A 17,627-nucleotide genomic window follows, 5' to 3' on the forward strand; every position below is an offset into this window, starting at 1 on the left:
CCACACCCCCCCCCCCCGCGCGCCCCCCCCCGCGGGGCGCCGGCCCCCGCGCCGGGCGGGGCCCCCCCCCCCCCCCCCGCCCCGCGCTGTATGGAGATCCGGTCCAGGGGGCGGCGGAACGCCGGCCGGCGGCTCGGCCGATCCTGCCTGGTTCGGTGATCGTCCGGCCGGCCGTCGATGCCCTGGGTTCCTGGTGCTCAACGCGGTCGCGATCGGGAGTGTGATATTTCGTGGTCGCCGTGCTGCCGGCCACCGAGGTGCATGCGTCTGCTCGTGCGGTGATCGGAGCCGATACGGTGATACGCCGCCGGGCAGATCCCGGTGTGGGGCGCCCGGCGGCGTATCGGGCCCTATCAGCCGAGCCGGCGGGGGTTCGCCACTTGTAGCCTCGCCTCGACTGCGGCGGTGACCGTACTGCGGACGCGCTTGTCCGCGACGGAGAGGTCGCCCGAACGGAGTCGTTCGGCCAAGGTCGCTTCGGACGGGCAGTCCAGGGCGTGCAGCATCTCGTGCACCCGGTCCGTGGGGCCGGGACCGGCTCGGAGCTCCCGGCCACCGATCTGGAGTAGGGAAGCGCAGATACGCAGGAGATAGCGTTGTGCGGCGGCATCCTCGGGCAGGGCGGGGCCGATCTCCTCGGTGAGGGTTTGCGTCACGAGGTCCAAGATCTCGGTGAGATCGGGGCGGTCGTGGATCGTCGGCGCCGGGTCGGTCATCGGGTTGCCGCCGGGATCGGCCGAGACCAGGCCGAGAACCTCGAGCAGGTCGTATTCGGACTCGCAGACCCGGCGGCCGATGGCGGCCAGTTCGAGCGAATACTCGGTGCCGCCGAGATGGCGTTCGGCCTGGAATCGGCTCAGCACCAGCCATTTCAGGGTGCCGAAGACTTCCCACCAGTGCAGTTCGGCCGCCGGCGGGCGGTCGCCGGTGGCGCGCTCGTAGCCGTCGATGAGCTGGTCGCGGGTGCCGAGTCCGCCCACCGGCGCGGCCGCGCCGAAACGCCAGGCGCGGACACAGAGCCAGCCCAGGTCTTCGATCGGATTACCGAGATGGGCGAGCTCCCAGTCCAATACGCCGCGGATCCCGTCGGCGTCGATCAGCATATTGCCCAGCCGGAAATCGCCGTGGACCAGGACGGCCGGTCGATCGGGTGGCCGGTTGTCCCGTAGCCAGCGCAGGGCGATCTCGACGGCGGGCCGGGGTTCGGCCAGGTCGCGATAGGTTTCCTCGATGGCGTCCAAGGGGTCGCGGTTGTCCAGTGCGGTGAGTGTCGTCACCGGTGTGCGATGGATCAGGCCCAGTACGTAACCGAAGTCCTCGGCGAGATGCGCACGTACGGCCGCGTAGCCGGGATCACGGTGCAGCCTGCGTGGGAGCGCCTCGCCGGGGACGGTGTTCATCAGCAGGTACGGGGCATCGATACCGGGCGCGGTGTCCCGGCGGCGAGCACCACGGGCACCGGGACCCCGGCCGCGGCGGCGGCCCGCAGGCACGCCGCTTCGGCGCGCATCCGCTCGGCCTCACCCCGGCCCGGGGGATCCCGGCGCAGTACAGCGGTGGTTTCGCGCCCCGCGGGATCGGTGGCGCGTACGGCGTAGGTCTCGCGGCTGGCGCCGCCGGTGAGCCGGCGCACCTCGGCGCCGGCGAGTTCGGTGCCGGTGGCGGCGGTGAGGACCGCACGGACTCCCTCGGCGAGAGTGACCGCCGGCGTCGTCACAGCCACGGCGCCGCCCCGGGATCGCGCAACAGGCGCCGCGCGGTGGACATCCGGTGCACCTCGTCGGGGCCGTCGTAGATGCGGGCGTACCGGGCCTGCCGGTACATCCGCTCCAGCGGAGTATCGGCGGTGAGGCCGAGCGCTCCGTGTACCTGGATGGCGCGGTCGATCACATCGTGCAGCATCCGCGCGCCCCAGAACTTCACCAGGCCGACCCGTACGCGGTAGTCCGCTCCGGCGTCCATCGCCCGCGCCGCATCGAGGGTCATCAACCGTGCCGCGTGGATCTGGGCGGCGGATTCGGCGATATAGCGGTGGATCTCGCCCTTCTCCGCGAGCAGCGACCCGTGCGCGAAACGGGTGCCGGCCCGCTCGCACATCAGCTCGTAGGCCCGCTGGGCCTGGCCGAGCCAGCGCATACCGTGGAAGATCCGGCCCGCACCGAGCCGGTCCTGGGCCACCGCGAAACCCTTGCCGCGTTCGCCGAGCAGATTGTCCAGAGGGACGCGCACGTCGGTGAGGCGGACCTCGTAATGATCGCTGGGGTCGTGACCCATCGTCGGGATCGACCGCACGATCTCGAAACCCGGTGTATCGACCGGCACGATGATCGCGCTGATCCGCGCGTGCCGGGGCGCGCTGTCGGGTTCGGTGCGGGCGAACACGGTGCAGAACGCGGCCTGCGCCGCGCCGGTGGTGAACCATTTGTGCCCGTTGATCACCCAGCTGTCGCCGTCGGCTTCCGCGCGGGTCTCGATCAGTGTCGGATCCGATCCCGCCACCTCGGGTTCGGTGAGTCCCACCGACGGCAGGATATCCCCTGACACGAGCCCGGGGATCCAGCGTTCGCGCTGCTCCTCGGTGCCGTGCAGGTGCAGCATCAGCGTGTCCTGCATGGAGACCGAGCCGACGGCAAGCTGCCCGAATTCGGAGCGTCCGATGATCTCGTTGAGATAGACGAAGTCGAGGAACGGCAGACCGCCGCCGCCCACCTCGGCGGGATGGCCCAGCGCCCAGATACCGAGTTCCTTGGCTCGTGCGCGCAATTCGGCGAGTGCCGCACCGGCGGTGTCGTCCTCGCGGGCGAGCACCGTTTCCCGGGGGATGACCTCGTCGTCGATGAACCCGCGCATCAGCGCGGTGAGTTCGGTGAGCCGGCTGTCCATCGTCGTCACGCCTTCCGGTCGGTGGTGAACTCGCGAAGCGGCCGGGTCGCCGCCGAGTCGACGTATTCGTCGATCCGGGCGATCCGCCCGTCGCGCACCTCGACGAACAGGCATGCCGCCACTTCGAGCGGCCCGTATCCCGGGAGTTCACCGCGCAGCACGTGCTGCTGGGCGAAACCGGCGGGCAGCGGGTACCGGCGGATGTCCTCGTAGCGCATATCCACCAGGGTCCGCGAAAGCCAGCGCAGGACCCGCAGATTCTCGGCGACGGTTTCCTCGGAGCCCTTGTCGTTGTGCCAGATCCGGGCATCGGGAGCGTAGAGCTCGGTCAGGGTCGTTTCATCGCCCGCGCTGACGGCGGCGAAGAAACGATCGGCCAGATCGTTCATCGGGTGTCCTCTTCTTTCGGCAGGGACCGGCGGTGTGATCCCGGTGGTGTTCAGCGTCCGGCGGCGGACGCGGGAAGCAGGCGCCCACCGGCGCGGAGCAGATTGCTGTCGGCCGCCCGGCCGAGCAGATCGGCGGCGAGCCCGGCGGCGGCGAGGGTCGCGGGCAGGTCGATACCGGTGGCGATACCGCTGTCCTCGAACAGGTAGACCAGTTCCTCGGTGGCGATATTGCCGCTGGCACCCGGCGCGAAGGGGCATCCCCCGAATCCCCCTGCGGAGGAGTCGAAGCGGCGGATCCCGTGCAGATAGCCCGACCACGCGTTGGCCAGGCCCTGCCCCCGGGTGTTGTGCAGGTGCAAGCCGATTTCCACGCCGGGAACCGCGGCGCGCACGAGGTCGACGACCTCGGCGGTCCGGCGCGGGGTCGCCGTGCCGACGGTATCGGCGACGGAAAGATTGTCGGCGCCGGCCGCCCGGGCCCGCGACGCGATCGCGGCGACCCGGTGCGGCGGGGTGGGCCCGTCGAAGGGGCAGTCGAAGGCGATCGCGATGATCACCTCCAGCTCACCGCCCACACCGTGCACCATGTCCGCGACGGGGGCGATGAGTGCGATCGATTCTTCGCTGGTACGACCGACATTGGCGAGGCTGTGCCCATCGGAGGCCGATACCACGTACTCGAGCCGGGGCATACCCGCGGCGAGCGCCCGCCGGACCCCGCCGAGCCCGGCGACCAGCGCGGAGAATTGCACGTCCGGCCAGCGGTGCAACTCGGCCGCGACCAGTTCGGCATCGGCGAGCGCCGGTACAGCGCGCGGCGAGACGAACGAGGTGACTTCGATCCGCCCGACCCCCGTGGCGACCAGCGCCTCGATCAACCGGAGTTTGGCCGCGGTGGAAATCGGTGCCTCGATCTGCAGACCGTCGCGCGGCGCGACCTCGCGGATAACGACCTGTGCGGGGGCGGTCATGCGATCGTGCCGCGGGCGTGCAGTTCGCCGAGCCGGTCCGGGCCGTAGCCCAGGATTTCACCGAGGACTTCATCAGTGTGGGCGCCCGGACGGGCCGGGCCGCCCCAGCGGACACCGCCCGGTGTCTCGCTCAACCTGGGAACCACACCCACCCCTTTCACCGGGACCGGGTCGTATCCGGGGTCGGTGGGCCGCGCCGAGGGGTCGGGGTGATCGACGAACAGCTCGCGGGCGAGGAACTGCGGATCGGCCATCACCTCGGCGACCGTATTGACCGGGCCGGCCACGACACCGGCCGCGGCCAGCAGGTCGATCAGTTCCGCCGCGGTGAAATCCGCCGCCCACGCCCCGATGATCTCGTCGAGTTCGTCCTGGTTGCGGCCACGCGCGGTGTGGTCGATATAGCGTGGGTCGGTCGCGAGTTCGGGCCGGCCCATGGCCGCGGCCAGCCGCCCGAACACGGTGTCCTGATTGGCAGCGATGATGACCCACAGGCCGTCCTTCGCGCGGTACAGATTGGATGGCGCGATCCGGTCCAGCCGCGTACCCGACGGCTGCCGGATATGCCCGGTCTTGTGGTAGTCGGGCACGGTGGATTCCTGGATCGCGAGGGAGGCCTCGGTGAGCGCCGCGTCGACGATCTGCCCGCGGCCGGTACGTTCCCGCACCAGCAGGGCGGCCAGGACGCCCTGGAAGGCGAACATCCCGGCGAGGCTGTCGCCCAGCGACAGGGCGATACGGGGCGGGGCCTGACCCGGAAAACCGTTGAGGTGCCGTAGGCCGCTGATGCCCTCGGCGACCGAGGCATACCCCGGCCGGGAGGCGTAGGGCCCGGTCTGGCCGTAGCCCGACACCCGGGCGAGGACGAGGCCCGGGGAGGCCGCGGTCAGGACGTCGAAGCCGAGTCCCCAGCGCTCCAGCGTCCCGGGCCGGAAACTCTCCACCACCACATCGGCGGTGCGGACGAGCTCGAGGAAGATCTCGCGGCCCGGGTCGGTTCGCAGATCGATGCCGACGCAGCGTTTGTTGCGGGCGTGGACGGTCCAGAAATACTGGTGGCCCCCTTCGGCCTGGCCCCATTCGCGCAGTGGGTCCGGCCGGTCCGGTGCTTCGATCTTGATGACATCCGCGCCGAGGTCGCCGAGGAGCCGGCCGCAATAGGGTCCCGCGATGAGCGTGCCCAGTTCGAGGACGCGATAGCCCTCGAGCGGGCCGCGCGGCGGGGCCTCCGCGCCCGATTGCGAATCCGTGGTCATTGTGTGCCTCCTCGGGACGGCAGAGGGGTGGGAGCTGTCGTGGCCGGACGCGGTATCGGCCGGACGGGGGAGGCCCGCGCCTAAGAGACCGGCTTCGAATGAGGCGGCCGCGCCGGTCAGGGCTTTCGGTCGAGATGGAGTGCGCCGACACACATCTGATCGAGCGTCGAGAGCAGCGCTTCTTCGTCGGCGTCCTCGCCCTGGATCAGCCACAGGTACAGGGTGTGGTCGACCATGGCGGACATGGCGCGGGCGGCCAGTTCGGGGTCGAGACCAGCGGGGACCAGACCTTCGGACTGCCAGCGGGCGATCGCCCGGGCCGTGCGGTCGATCAGCTGGCGGCGGTGCTCGTGCCGCAGCAGCCGGAAGTCCTCGTTGAAGGTCGCGACCTGCTCGATGATCGCCATCAGGGGCGCGTTGCGCCGGTAGGCCCGAAAATAGGATCGGTTCGAGGCGATCAGGCGCTCGGCGGGGGAGAGGTCGGCCGCCGCGGGCTCGCGCCGGTGCATATCCTCGAACAGCCGGTTGCTCAGTTCCCCGAAGACATCGTCCTTCGATTCGAAATACCGATAGAACGTGCCGTAGGAGACCCCGGCCTCCTGGGCGATCAGTTCCACTCGCGCGTCGAGGAAGCCGACCGACTCGAAGACGCGGCGGGCCGCGTCCAGCAGAGCGTCACGCGTCTTGCGTCCCCGCGGGGTCAGGGTGTCGACCGAGGCGGGGGAACTGTTGACAGATGACTTCGCCACGGGACAGACTATTCCGGAAGCTGACATGACTGTCAAGTCATGTTTTGCCGGTCCCGGCCGCCGATCGGGCAGGTTGGGCGCCATTCTCGCCCATCGGAAGGATTGCCATGAACGCCCCCAACCCGAGGTACGAACTACGCGGAATCAACCACTTGGCCCTGGTGTGCTCCGATATGCGCCGGACCATCGATTTCTACACCGGCGTACTCGGTATGCCGCTGGTGAAGACCATCGAACTGCCCGGCGACCTGGGACAACACTTCTTCTTCGACTGCGGTAACGGCAATACGCTCGCCTTCTTCTGGCTCGCCGACGCCCCCGACGCGGCGCCGGGCGTCTCGGCGCCGAAGGGTTTGCCCGACGCCGGCGAACTCGTGAGCGCCGTCGGTTCGATGAACCACGTGGCCTTCGCCGTACCGCCGGAGAAGTTCGACGAGTACTACGAGCGGTTGCGGGCCGAGGGGGTCGAGGTCAGTCGTGTGCTGAACCACGACGACAGCCGCGCCGGAGTCTCGCGAGAGGTTCATCCCGGCACGTTCGTCCGCTCGTTCTACTTCCAGGATCCCGACGGCGTACTGCTCGAATTCGCCTGCTGGACTCGGACATTCACCGAAGCCGATATCTCGCACGAACCGAAGACCGCCGCCGACCGCCGCGTCCCCGCGTAGCACCGAGCCGAAAGGAGCGCCACCGTGCCCAGGTTGCGCGAAGTACCCCGTGCCGAAGTCACCGACGAACGGATCCTGTTCTACTACGACCGGCTCTTCGGGCCGGACAAGGATCCCGCCGTCGACCACGGCACCGTTCATGCCACCCCCGGCGACTGGTGGACGGTTTTCGCCCAGTCGCCCGACGTGTTCCGGCACGCTGTCCGGGGATTCGCCGTCTACCGCAACGCCACGCTGGACCCGGCGCTGCGCGAACTCGGTCAGAGCCGGGCCGGTTTCGCCCGCGGCAGTCAGTTCGTCTTCTCCCAGCACTGCAAGCAGATGCGATCGCTGGGGGTGCCGGAGGAGAAAATCGCGGCCATCCCGCACTGGCAGGTCAGCGATGTTTTCGCCCCACTCGAACGGGCCGTGCTGGCCTATACCGACGCCCTGGTCTACGACGGCGGACGCGTACCCGACGAGGTGTTCGCGGTGCTGCGGGAGGGCTTGAGTGATAAGGAAATTCTCGAACTCACCTACATCACCACGATGTACGACATGCATGCGACGATCTGCCGGGCGCTGCGACTCGAGTACGACGATCGGCCGGAGTCGATCGAGGAGGTGCAACTACCGGAAGGAGTGGAGGCCCGGGACCTCTCCGCGGACCTGTCCGGGGCCTGACTGTGGCGGTGCGGTACCGGCAGCGCGGTGAACGCGGTGCTGAGCGGGCATCCGGCCGTGCCGGCGATAGAAGTCCAGGTGTGCCAGTGCCGTACGTTCCCAGTCGAATCGGGCAGCGAGGTGCCTGCCCCGGGCGGCTCGGTGCGGGTCCGGCCGGAGGGCACGCGCCATGCCCGCCGCCATGTCCTCGTGGGTGGCCGCATAGTCGACGGTATCGCCGAAGACCTCACGGAACACCGGGAGTTCCCGCGCCACCACCGGGACACCGCCGGCGAGGGCTTCCATGGCGGCCAGCCCGAAACCCTCCTTGGTGGAGAAGAACGGCAGGAGCGTCGCCCCGGCCATCAGCGCGGGCAGATCGTGGTGGGCGACCGTGCTGAGGACGGTCGGCCGGACGCCGAGTTCGGCGGCCCGGGCGTCGAAGCGGGCGCGATACTCGCGGTAGTCGAACAATGTCTCACCGCCGGCGAACACCAATCGCAGACGTGGGTGCTCGTGAGCGAGCAGGGCGAAGGCTTCGAGCAGGTCGATACTGCCCTTGCGGGGTTCGATACCGCCGAGAGCAAGGACGTAGCGGCCGAGGTGGCGCTGCCATGCGGTGCGCGCGGCCACGGCGTCCGGGGAATCGCCCGCCGCGGTCGCGAAACGGTGGTACTCGACACCGTTGGGTATCACGGTGGGCCGCAGGCCCCAGCCGTCCCGGACTTCTTCTGCCACTGCGGCCGATACACAGATGCGGGCGTAGGGAGCGACGATGGCGCGTTCGTGGCAGCGGACGAGTTCGGGCGTGGTGAAAGTATCGAGGTGGTGGACCGTCCGGATGCACTCGTCGACGGCGTTGGCGGTGATGCAGTCCTGCGCGTGCACGATGTCGTAGCGGTCCGGGGTGAACGCCGCGCGCAGAGTTTCGATGGAACGCAGGATCCGGGTGCCCACGGATTCACCGTCGACGCCCGCGAACGCGACGACGCGGACGTCGACGGTATCGGCCACCGGCCGGAAGAACGCGGTGTCGCCGCCGCGGCCCAGTGTCCACACGGTGACCTCGGCGCCGAGCCGGGCGAGGGCTTCGGCGAGGTTGAGGGTGTGCACGACCCCGCCGCGTGGCTTGGTGGAGTAGGTGAGCAGGGCGATACGCATCAATGGCCTCCGGTACCGGTCATGAGGTTGTGGTAGGCGCCGATCCGGCGTTCGTCGAGGTGCCGCAGCACTCGCCGGGCCCGCTCGACCTCGGCGTCGATATCGATATCGGCGACCGCGAGCCCGCCCTTCGACCAGGTCCGCGCCAGGATGTCGCCGCCCGGCCCGACGATCTTGGCCTGGCCGAGGAAGCGCAGATTCCCGGTGGTGCCGGTCTGGTTGGCCGACGCCAGCACGATCTGGTTCTCCGCCGCGCGGGCCTGGTCGTAGAGATCGAACAGGCGCGACTGGCGGTCGTTGGGCAGCCGGGACGCGCGGTCGGTGACACTGGCCGGCCAGGCCGAGAGCGCGGCGACGGTCCGGGCGCCGTCGAGCGCGAGGGTGCGGGCCGATTCGGGGAAGGTCTTGTCGTAGTCGATCAGCATGCCGATCCGTCCGACCGGGCTGTCGAAGGCGGTGAACCGGTCGCCCGCGGCGTAGGCAAGGTGTTCACCGGCGGGCTGGTGCACCTTGCGGTGGCGGCCGAGAACGCCGTCTCCGGTGACACATACCGCGGCGTTATAGCGGACCGGCCCCGCCCGTTCGGCGTAGCCGACGCACAGTGTCATGGCCCCCGCCAGGCGGCACAGGAGCCGTATCTCGGGGCCGTCCGGGTCGATGGCCTCGGGCCCGGTGCCCGGATCCGGATGGCGCAGATCGCCGATATAGCCGCCGAGCGTGGCGTCGGGCAAGACCAGCAGGTCCACCCCGTCCGCGGCGAGGCGTTCCACGATTCCGGCGATCTTGTCGAGGGCGCGGCCGATATCGGCACCGAAATGCCCGGCGACAGCGGCGATTCTGGTGACACCCATGGTCGTGGGGTTCAGGCCGCGGCGGATGCGCGCAGGGCTGCGGTGATCCGCTCGGCGAGGTATTCCGAATCGCGCGCGATGGCGGCGAATCGCCCGGACCCCCAGGTGTGCAGCCAGGGTAGCCCGAGGAAATACAGCCCGGGTGTGCCGGTGACACCGCGGGTATGACAGGGGTGGCCTGCACCGTCGAATACACCGAGGCGGACCCACCGGTAGTCGGTGCGGTATCCGACCGACCACACCACCGAGGTGATGCCGTGCGCCGCCAGATCGAGGTCGGTGGGTTGCTGTTCCGGTTGCCACACCGGCCGGTAGCGCGGTTCGGCCGGCGCGTCGATCCCTTTTCGGGTGATGTAGGCGTCGATCGAATCCTTGATGCTCTCCGCGACCGCGTCCGCGGCGTCGAGGGAGGTGCGCAGTGTCGGCGCGAAACGAGCGGTATCGCCGGAGATATCGACCATCCGGCCGTAGAGCCGCATGCCCTCGAGGGCGAACCGGCGCAGATCGATATCGCGCCCGCCGTCGCGTCCGGTGACGTAGTGGTTGGTGTTCTCGCGTCTACCGAGCCCGCCCGGCTGGTTCTCGACCGGGATGTCGTAGTGCCCCATGTCCTGGAGCCAGGCCACACAGTCGCGACCCCGGTAGAAGCGGGCCACCCGCGGCGCGCTCCCGACCGCCAGATGCACCGCCCGGCCCGCCAGGTGCAGATCCTCGGCGATCTGCGCACCGGACTGACCGGTACCCACCACCAAAACCTCGCCGGCGGGAAGTTCTTCCGGGCTGCGGTATTCGGCCGAGTGCAGCTGCCGTATCGACGCGGGCAGGCGTTCGGCGAATCGCGGCACGATCGGGGTGTGGTAGCCGCCGGTGGCGATGACGACACTGTCGCAACGGATTCCGCCCGCGGTCGTCTCGATCTCGAATCCGCCCTCGGCCGCGGCGGCCACCGAGGTGACGGTGACGTGCTCACGGACCGGCGCGGGGAAGGTCTCGGCGTAGCCGCGCACCCAGGCGTACACCTCGTCGCGGGACATGAACCCGTGCGGTTGCGGTCCGTCGTAGGCGTACCCGGGCAGCACGCACTGCCAGTTCGGTGTGACGAGAGTGAAATTGTCCCAGCGGGAATCGAGCCATTCGTGGGCGATGGTGTCGCGTTCGAGTACGAGGTGGTCGATACCGCGGTCGGTGAGTTGCCGGCTCATCGACAGGCCGGCCTGTCCGCCACCGACGACGACCACCTCGTGGTGCTCGACGGCGGTGAACGGTTCGAGGTGCGGGCTCATGGGTGTTTGCTCAGGCACGGGCATCCGCCATATCCGCTGGTTGGCCGACGACGCCGTGTTGCGCCACCACGCGGTCGTAGAGGGCGGGGCGCCGGTCGCGCAAGTTGTACATACCTCCGCCGCGGGCCGAGGCGAGTTCGCGCCCGATATCGATGGTCGCGGTGGCGAGCCCGGGCCGGGTGCCGGTGGTGGCGCGGATCTCGCCGCCGGGTCCCACGATCTTGGCGTTGCACACGAAGCGCAGCGACCCGAAGGTCCCGGCCTGATTGGAAGCGACCCACACCACCTGGTTCTCCAGGGCGCGGGCCCGGTCGTAGATATCGAAGCGCTGGGTCCAGCGGTCGTCCGCGAGGCGTTCGGCGGCCGCGGTGCGTGCGGTGGGCCAGGCCGACAAGGAGGTGATGATCTCCGCGCCGTCCAGCGCGAGGGCGCGGGCGGCCTCCGGGAACGCTTTGTCGTAGCAGATCTGCATGCCTATCCGGCCGACCGGAGTGTCGAACGCATGATATTCGGAACCTGCTGCGTAACAGAGATTTTCCCCGAGCGGCTGATGCACCTTGCGGTAGGTGCCGAGAATCCCGTCCCCGGTGAGAGTTACCGCGGTGTTGTAGCGGGTATTGCCGTCCGCCTCGCAGAATCCCAGCGTAACGACCATATCCCGGGCCATGGCCACGATGCGGCGCAGTTCCGGGCCGTCGAGGCCGAGCGCTGGGGGCAGGCTGCGCAGCCGGCGTTGCCGTGCCTCCGCGCTTTCACCGCCCCCGCCCAGACTGGGCAGGTACCCGCCCAGGCAGGCTTCGGGCAGGACGAGCAGACGGCTGCCACGGCGGCGTGCCTCCTCGATCGAGGCGGCGACAGTGCGGTAGCAGAGTTCCATATCGCGGCCGAATTCGGCGGCCGCCACGGAGATAGTGGTGTCGGTCATGAGGGTCCTAATCCGGTGACGGTGCCGGGCACCGCGGTGGTCAGCGTTCCGTCCGGCCAGCGCAACCGCACGCCGGGTTCGGCGGTGAGTACGCCGCAGACGGCCGAGGTGGCGGGTCCCGGGTCGGCGATCGCTGCCGCGGGACGGTCGGCGGTGAGCATGGCGAAGCCGGGGAAGCAGGTGAGCCAATCGGCCGGTCCGGCTCCCGCGGGACGGGGGATCCGGGCGACCTCGAGTTCGGCGCCGGTTCCCGACGCCTCGGCCAGCATGCCGGCGGTGCCCGCGATACCGGCCATACTCACATCCTTCGCGGCGGCCGGGGCGGTATCGGCGACGAACCGGCCCAGCATCCGCAACTCCGTCCCCGTGCGGTGCGAGGTCGAATCCCATTGGCGCCCGGGGTAACCGGGGCGCCAGCCGCCGCCGAGATCGGCGGTGAGCCGGAGTTCGTCCCCGGTGCGGCCCCCGCCGCCGGGTACCGGCCGCCGGGTGTGGCCCAGGGCCGTCACCGACAGCGCCGCGGGACCGAGCTGGGTGTGCCCACCCAATACCGGCACGTCCCAGAGCTCGCTCGCCCGGGTCAGGCCGCGCAGGATCCTGGTGAGCACCGACCTGGTGGGGGCCGCGACCGCGTCCAGGAGTCCGACCGGCCGTGCGCCCATCGCGGCGAGATCGTTGAGATTCACCAGCACCGAACACCAGCCCGCCCATTCCGGATCGCGCTGGATCATCGCGGGGACGATGGCGTCGCAGGCCGCGACGAGGTCGCTGGCCGGTACCGGAGCGCCGTCGTCACCGCGGAAACCGTTGCCGCCCAGCGTGGCCGGGCCGTTCCCGAGATCACTCAGCAGTGGTCCCAGTAGCGCCTTGGTCGCCCGGGTGAGGCGTTCGATCCGGTCGATCGGCCAGCGCATGCGGATATGCGGCGTACCACCGATTCGGGTGTCGTCCAGCCGGACCCAGCCGAGCTGGGTGAACATCGGCGCGTGGCGCTCCTGGACGGTCGCCTCGAACCGGAGCACATTATTGTCCACGGCGTACGCACAGGCCGCCCGGACCAGCGCACGGCCCACGCCGCGGGTGCGGCGGCCACAGTCCACGACGAGCCGGCTGCCGGTCCACCAGCCGAGGTCTTCGGCGGTGGCCGGGGCGATCCGGACCCCGCCGAGCACCGCCCCGTCCGGGGCGACCGCGACGAGGACCACCGTGCGCGGATCGTCGTCCAGATCGTCGGTATCGCTGCCCTGGAACAAACCCTGATCGACGACGAAGTTCTCCCGCCGCAGGGCGCGGTAGCGGGTCAGCTGAGCGCCGGTCGCCGGGCGGACGAGGAAGCCGTCCGGCGGCGGCGCCGGGGCGGGGTGTCCGGACAGAACACAGTAATCCGTGCGCGGTGCGTAGGTGTCCTCCCGGAGCGTGCCGGGCTGTGCGGGCAGGAGCGCGGTGGTGGTCATCTCAGGCTCCCGCGGTCTGCAGGACACTGCAGGCGCCACACGCCGCGCAGCCGGCCTTCTGCCCGGCGCCCGCCATACCGGCCGCCCGCAACAGCTCCGCCACCCGGCGGGTGACCTCTTCGAGCAGTTGCGGTGCCGGTGCGCCGGCACCGTCGACGTCCACGGCGAGCGTCCCGCGCAACGGCCGGAACGGCACGATGAACGGGTACACACCCAACGCGATCAGCTCCGCCGCCCCGGCAACCAGTTCGTCCGGATCCTCGCCCAGCCCGACCAGCAGGTAGGTGGATACCTGGTTGCGCCCGAACAAGCGCACCGCCTCCGCCCACGCGGCCCGGTACTCACTCAGCGCAACCGTCGATTTGCCGGGCATCCAGCGGGCGCGCACCTCGTCGTCGAGCGATTCGACATGGATACCGATGGAATCCGCGCCGGCGGCCTTCAGATCCGCGAGTGCGGCCAGGTCACCTGGGGGTTCGCATTGCACCTGGATCGGCAGGTGCGGTACGGCGTTCTTCACCGCGCGCACACAGCGGGCAAGATGCCGGGTGCCGCGATCCTTGCCCGCCGAGGTGCCGGTGGTCAGCACCATCTGCCGGACCCCGTCGAGCCGGACCGCGGCCGCCGCGACCTCGGCCAACTGCTCGGGCCGCTTGACCGCGATGGTGGAACCCGACGCGAGCGAGGCCTCGATGGCACAGAACCGGCACCGCTGGTCCTCGGCGTACCGGACGCAGGTCTGCACCACCGTGGTGGCGAGCACATCGGCGCCGTGCAGCCTGGCGATCTGCTCGTAGGCAATACCGTCGGCGGTGCGCAGATCGTAGAAACGCGGCCGGCGGACCGGTTCGACCGTCACCCCGAGATCGGTGCCGTCCAGCAGTAACCGGTTGTCGCGCAGGGTATAGGGACTGTCGGACCGGAGGGGAACGGCAGCGCCGGCGCCCCCGAACAACACATGACCGTCGTCGCTGGGACCGGCCCCGGAGCGGCGCTGCACCGGTACATCGACGCGAATACCGAGTAGCGCGAGATCTACCCGGGTGGATATTTCGGTCATGGCGCCGGCCTACACCTGGTAGGTGGAGTTGATGATGGCACCCTTGCGGGCGTAGTGGATCAGCGCGTCCTGGACATCCAGCGGATGTGCCGGGACGACCCCCTCGATGAGGTCCTCCTCGCGAGCGCCGTGCAGCGCCAGCCCGAACCGGCACGCGAACACCGTGCCGCCCTCCGCGATGAAGGTGGCGAGGGAATCGTTGATGTTCTGCTCGCCGGGAAAACCACTGTCACCGGTGGTCGGGAAGCCGCGGTTGGCGACACAGTTGATCGCGCCGGGGCCGTAGAAGTAGATGGCCGATTCGAACCCCTTGCGCAGCGCCCGGGTCGCTTGCAGGACCGCCACGAAGCTCACCGACGATTCGTGGGCGATGCCGTGCACGAGGGTGAAGTAGGTTTCGCCGGCCTCGGCGCGATAGTCCGGGAAGATTTTCGTCGACCCGTAGATATTGGTGCCCTTCGGCAAGGCCGGGTGCGGGATCTCGGCCAGTGATTTCGCGATGTTCTCCGCGATGGCCTTGTCGATATCGGTGGTGGTGCCGGCGGGTGCGGACATGATTGATCTCCTGCGAACGGTGCGATGGGAATCGGTGCACGGGGCGGGGTTCCGGTTCGTGCGCTGTGCACCGATGAGTCAAGTTGACGCCCGCCGTATTTCCGGTTGGTCACCTGTGGAAGAAGAGGGAATTGCCGGGCGTTACCGCCTGCGCACCGGCAGGAATCGGGAAAACCACTGCGGTACTGCGTGTTTCGATCCGACGACCGTGTTGCTCGCCGAACGGGTCGCCGTGCGGATAACCGCGGTGTAATCGTTGTGCTGCGATACCGGCCCGGCCGTTCACTCCGCCGAACCGGGCCGGTGCTCATTTGTAATGTCGGTGAAACGGCCGCGCGAGAAGTACTGGGCCCGTGCTGGGCTCATCTGGACTGCAGGAGCCGTTGCCGAGGATTGTTCCCACCGAGCATTCCTCGGCGCCCGGAGGCCGCACCGGGCCTGTGATTCGGATTACCCGCGAATAATTGGTGCATTAACTATTCGTGGGCTATGTTCGAATCGGCAGGGTAGTTCGATCGCACGGAGGCTTGGTGACCGCGGATATCGAGGACCCGCTGCGGTTGGAGCGGCAGGTATGTTTCGCGCTGGCGGTGGCGAACCGCTCGGTGCTCGCCGTATACCGGCCCCTGCTGGACCCGCTCGGCCTGACGCACCCCCAGTACCTCGTCATGCTGGCACTCTGGGGTGAGGCGCCGATGTCGGTGAAAGCCATCGCCGAGGCGATTCAGCTCGATTCCCCCACGCTGTCGCCGCTGCTCAAACGCCTGGAGGGTGCCGGCCTGATCACCCGGCGGCGGGACCCCCGCGATGAACGCACCCTGGTGGTCGACCTCACCGACGCAGGTATCGCGCTCCGTCGCGAGGCCGAGCGTATTCCGGCCGCTGTCGTCGACCGGCTCGGTGTGGAACTCAGCGATCTCGAGGAATTGCGTGAAGTGCTCGGACGGGTCAACGAGGCAGCCCGCCGCGCTGCCCTCGCCCACCCGGACAATCGATCATGAACCCCGTCGGCGCGATCCTCGGCCGCCGCGGCTCGGACAGGACGAACTCGTGACAGACCGGATCCCGACACCGACCCAGCGCATGCGCTACCTCTTCGGCGAGCCCCTGCCCTCCTCGATGCAGCAGTGGGTCCTGCGTGACCAGACCGGCCCGGGCGCCACCCGCCGTTTCCTGCAACGCTTCCTGCTTCCCCCGATCCCGTTCTTGTGCCTGTTCGCGCTGGTCCCCGGGCCGTGGTGGATGGGGTTTGCGATGGCCGTGCTGGTCTTCCTCCCGCTCGCCTTCTTCGCGGTCGCTCTGGTGTACGTGCACCGGCGGCACATTCTGGTCAAGCACGGTCTCGACCCCGCGCTGGCCGATCCGGGCCGCCGGCGCCGCGCCGCCGAGGAGCGGGCAAGCTACGAACTGCGCCACCACCGCGGCTGACCCGGGAATGCCGGTGGTGCCTGCACTGTTGTGACTCGTGAGCAAATCGGAGAAAAATCGTAGGAAAGCGGGGGAGACACCCCGAAGAGGCCCAGGTCAACGGTGGGATAGGCTTTGTCGGTCATGAAGTCGGCTTTTCCGGGTGCGGTCAGCGGTGTGCCCACGACGGTTTACCTCGATCATGCGGCCACCACACCGATGCTGCCCGCGGCCGTCGAGGCGATGACCGCTGCGTTCGCGCTGGGCGGTAACCCGTCCTCGCTGCACGGATCGGGCCGGGCGGCCCGCCGCCGGCTGGAGGAGGCGCGCGAATCGATCGCCGCCGATCTGGGTGCCCGGCCCTCCGAGGTGATCCTCACCTCCGGCGGGACCGAAAGCGACAACCTCGCGGTCAAAGGCATCTACTGGGCCCGCCGCGACGCCGATCCGCGCTGTACCCGCATCCTGGCCGGGGCCACCGAACACCATGCGGTGCTCGACGCCGTGGAGTGGCTGGAACGGCACGAGGGGGCGCGGGTCACCTGGTTGCCGGTGGACGGCGACGGCATCGTCGCACCCGAGACGCTGCGCGCCGAACTCGCCGAGAATGCCGGCGAGGTGGCGCTGGTCACCGTGATGTGGGCGAACAACGAGATCGGCGCGATCCAGCCGATCGCGGAGCTGGCCGCTATTGCGCGCGCCGCCGGGGTGCCCATGCACAGCGACGCGGTGCAGGCCGCCGCGCAACTGCCCATCGATTTCGGGGCCAGCGGGCTGGCCGCGGCGAGTTTCGCGGGTCACAAGCTCGGCGGACCGCACGGGGTGGGCGTACTGCTCCTCGGGCGGCAGGTGGGTTGTGTGCCGCTGCTGCACGGAGGCGGGCACGAACGCGATCTGCGGTCGGGGACCTCCGATGTGGCCGCCACGGCCGGGCTGGCCGCCGCGCTGCACCAGACGGTGGCGGAAATGCCTTTCCGGACAGAGGAACTGAGCGGTTTGCGGGACGAACTGATCGCCGGGGTGCGCCGGATCGCTCCGGACGCGGTGCTCAACGGCCCGTACGACGAGCGCCGGTTGCCGGGCAACGCGCATTTCACGTTCCCCGGCTGCGAGGGCGATTCGCTGCTGATGCTGCTGGACGCCGCGGGGATCGAATGTTCGACCGGTTCGGCGTGCACGGCCGGGGTGGCCTCGCCGAGCCATGTGCTGATCGCCATGGGGGTCGATGCCCGGGACGCGCGCGGTTCGCTGCGTTTTTCCCTTGGACATACCTCGCGGCGATCCGATATCCATGCCCTGTTGGAAGTATTACCGCAAGTAGTGGAACGAGCCAGGGCCGCGGGCCTGGCCGGTGCGAGAGGAGGTGCGTAGCG

General features: G+C 69.5%; 19 protein-coding genes. 5 read left to right on the top strand and 14 right to left on the bottom strand.

Annotated features, from left to right (window positions below; all coding sequences use genetic code 11):
* Positions 1 to 353: 353 nt before the first annotated feature.
* The 7 genes from QH276_RS01305 to QH276_RS01335 form a co-directional block, all read right to left on the bottom strand.
* A complete protein-coding gene (locus QH276_RS01305) occupies positions 354 to 1,400 on the bottom strand; it encodes a phosphotransferase family protein (RefSeq protein WP_280406562.1) in 1,047 nt (348 codons plus the stop codon).
* Positions 1,400 to 1,723, bottom strand: coding sequence for a phosphotransferase (locus QH276_RS01310; RefSeq protein WP_280406563.1), 324 nt, complete (start codon positions 1,721 to 1,723; stop codon positions 1,400 to 1,402). Before QH276_RS01310 ends, QH276_RS01305 begins: the two co-directional genes overlap by 1 nt.
* On the bottom strand, positions 1,714 to 2,883 hold the full coding sequence (locus QH276_RS01315; RefSeq protein ID WP_280401760.1) for an acyl-CoA dehydrogenase family protein: 1,170 nt from the start codon (positions 2,881 to 2,883) through the stop codon (positions 1,714 to 1,716). The genes QH276_RS01310 and QH276_RS01315 overlap by 10 nt, the downstream gene beginning before the upstream one ends.
* Before the next feature lie 5 nt (positions 2,884 to 2,888).
* Complete coding sequence (locus QH276_RS01320; protein ID WP_280401755.1) at positions 2,889 to 3,272, bottom strand: nuclear transport factor 2 family protein; 384 nt, start codon at positions 3,270 to 3,272, stop codon at positions 2,889 to 2,891.
* Positions 3,273 to 3,322: 50 nt separating this feature from the next.
* Positions 3,323 to 4,243, bottom strand: a complete 921-nt coding sequence (locus QH276_RS01325; RefSeq protein ID WP_280401754.1) for a hydroxymethylglutaryl-CoA lyase — start codon at positions 4,241 to 4,243, stop codon at positions 3,323 to 3,325.
* Positions 4,240 to 5,499 carry a CaiB/BaiF CoA transferase family protein gene (locus tag QH276_RS01330; RefSeq protein ID WP_280401753.1) on the bottom strand — a complete coding sequence of 420 codons (1,260 nt, stop codon included), beginning with the start codon at positions 5,497 to 5,499 and terminating at the stop codon, positions 4,240 to 4,242. The genes QH276_RS01325 and QH276_RS01330 overlap by 4 nt, the downstream gene beginning before the upstream one ends.
* Before the next feature lie 116 nt (positions 5,500 to 5,615).
* Entirely contained in the window at positions 5,616 to 6,248 is a 633-nt protein-coding gene (locus QH276_RS01335; protein WP_280401752.1) for a TetR/AcrR family transcriptional regulator, read from the bottom strand.
* Between the two features lie 107 nt (positions 6,249 to 6,355).
* On the opposite strand from QH276_RS01335, the gene QH276_RS01340 reads away from it, so the two are divergent.
* A complete protein-coding gene (locus QH276_RS01340) occupies positions 6,356 to 6,916 on the top strand; it encodes a VOC family protein (protein WP_280401751.1) in 561 nt (186 codons plus the stop codon).
* A gap of 24 nt (positions 6,917 to 6,940) precedes the next feature.
* A complete protein-coding gene (locus QH276_RS01345) occupies positions 6,941 to 7,579 on the top strand; it encodes a carboxymuconolactone decarboxylase family protein (protein ID WP_280401750.1) in 639 nt (212 codons plus the stop codon).
* Here the strand turns inward: QH276_RS01345 and QH276_RS01350 are convergent.
* Genes QH276_RS01350 through QH276_RS01380 form a run of 7 tightly spaced genes read right to left on the bottom strand, consistent with a single transcriptional unit; the run spans position 7,526 to position 14,847 of the window.
* Complete coding sequence (locus QH276_RS01350; protein WP_280401749.1) at positions 7,526 to 8,719, bottom strand: MSMEG_0565 family glycosyltransferase; 1,194 nt, start codon at positions 8,717 to 8,719, stop codon at positions 7,526 to 7,528. The two genes, QH276_RS01345 and QH276_RS01350, sit on opposite strands and share 54 nt — an antisense overlap.
* On the bottom strand, positions 8,719 to 9,570 hold the full coding sequence (locus tag QH276_RS01355) for a carbon-nitrogen hydrolase family protein (RefSeq protein WP_280401748.1): 852 nt from the start codon (positions 9,568 to 9,570) through the stop codon (positions 8,719 to 8,721). The genes QH276_RS01350 and QH276_RS01355 overlap by 1 nt, the downstream gene beginning before the upstream one ends.
* Positions 9,571 to 9,581: 11 nt before the next feature.
* Entirely contained in the window at positions 9,582 to 10,853 is a 1,272-nt protein-coding gene (locus QH276_RS01360; RefSeq protein WP_280401747.1) for an MSMEG_0569 family flavin-dependent oxidoreductase, read from the bottom strand.
* Positions 10,854 to 10,863: 10 nt separating this feature from the next.
* Positions 10,864 to 11,778, bottom strand: a complete 915-nt coding sequence (locus QH276_RS01365) for a carbon-nitrogen hydrolase family protein (protein ID WP_280401746.1) — start codon at positions 11,776 to 11,778, stop codon at positions 10,864 to 10,866.
* Positions 11,775 to 13,232, bottom strand: a complete 1,458-nt coding sequence (locus QH276_RS01370; RefSeq protein ID WP_280401745.1) for an MSMEG_0567/sll0787 family protein — start codon at positions 13,230 to 13,232, stop codon at positions 11,775 to 11,777. The genes QH276_RS01365 and QH276_RS01370 overlap by 4 nt, the downstream gene beginning before the upstream one ends.
* A 1-nt stretch (position 13,233) precedes the next feature.
* Positions 13,234 to 14,292, bottom strand: a complete 1,059-nt coding sequence (locus QH276_RS01375) for an MSMEG_0568 family radical SAM protein (protein ID WP_280401744.1) — start codon at positions 14,290 to 14,292, stop codon at positions 13,234 to 13,236.
* Positions 14,293 to 14,301: 9 nt separating this feature from the next.
* A complete protein-coding gene (locus QH276_RS01380; protein WP_280401743.1) occupies positions 14,302 to 14,847 on the bottom strand; it encodes an MSMEG_0572/Sll0783 family nitrogen starvation response protein in 546 nt (181 codons plus the stop codon).
* 530 nt (positions 14,848 to 15,377) lie between these two features.
* Here QH276_RS01380 and QH276_RS01385 point away from each other — a divergent pair.
* The 3 genes from QH276_RS01385 (at position 15,378) to QH276_RS01395 (ending at position 17,625) form a co-directional block, all read left to right on the top strand.
* On the top strand, positions 15,378 to 15,848 hold the full coding sequence (locus QH276_RS01385; RefSeq protein ID WP_280401742.1) for a MarR family winged helix-turn-helix transcriptional regulator: 471 nt from the start codon (positions 15,378 to 15,380) through the stop codon (positions 15,846 to 15,848).
* A gap of 49 nt (positions 15,849 to 15,897) precedes the next feature.
* Positions 15,898 to 16,275, top strand: a complete 378-nt coding sequence (locus QH276_RS01390; protein WP_280401741.1) for a DUF5313 family protein — start codon at positions 15,898 to 15,900, stop codon at positions 16,273 to 16,275.
* A 123-nt stretch (positions 16,276 to 16,398) separates the two neighbouring features.
* The gene (locus QH276_RS01395) at positions 16,399 to 17,625 is read left to right on the top strand and encodes a cysteine desulfurase family protein (protein ID WP_280401759.1); all 1,227 of its coding nucleotides are present in this window, start codon (positions 16,399 to 16,401) and stop codon (positions 17,623 to 17,625) included.
* The last annotated feature ends 2 nt before the right edge of the window (positions 17,626 to 17,627 follow it).

Origin of the sequence: Nocardia carnea, from assembly GCF_029869215.1 — a bacterium.
GTDB lineage: Bacteria > Actinomycetota > Actinomycetes > Mycobacteriales > Mycobacteriaceae > Nocardia > Nocardia carnea_B.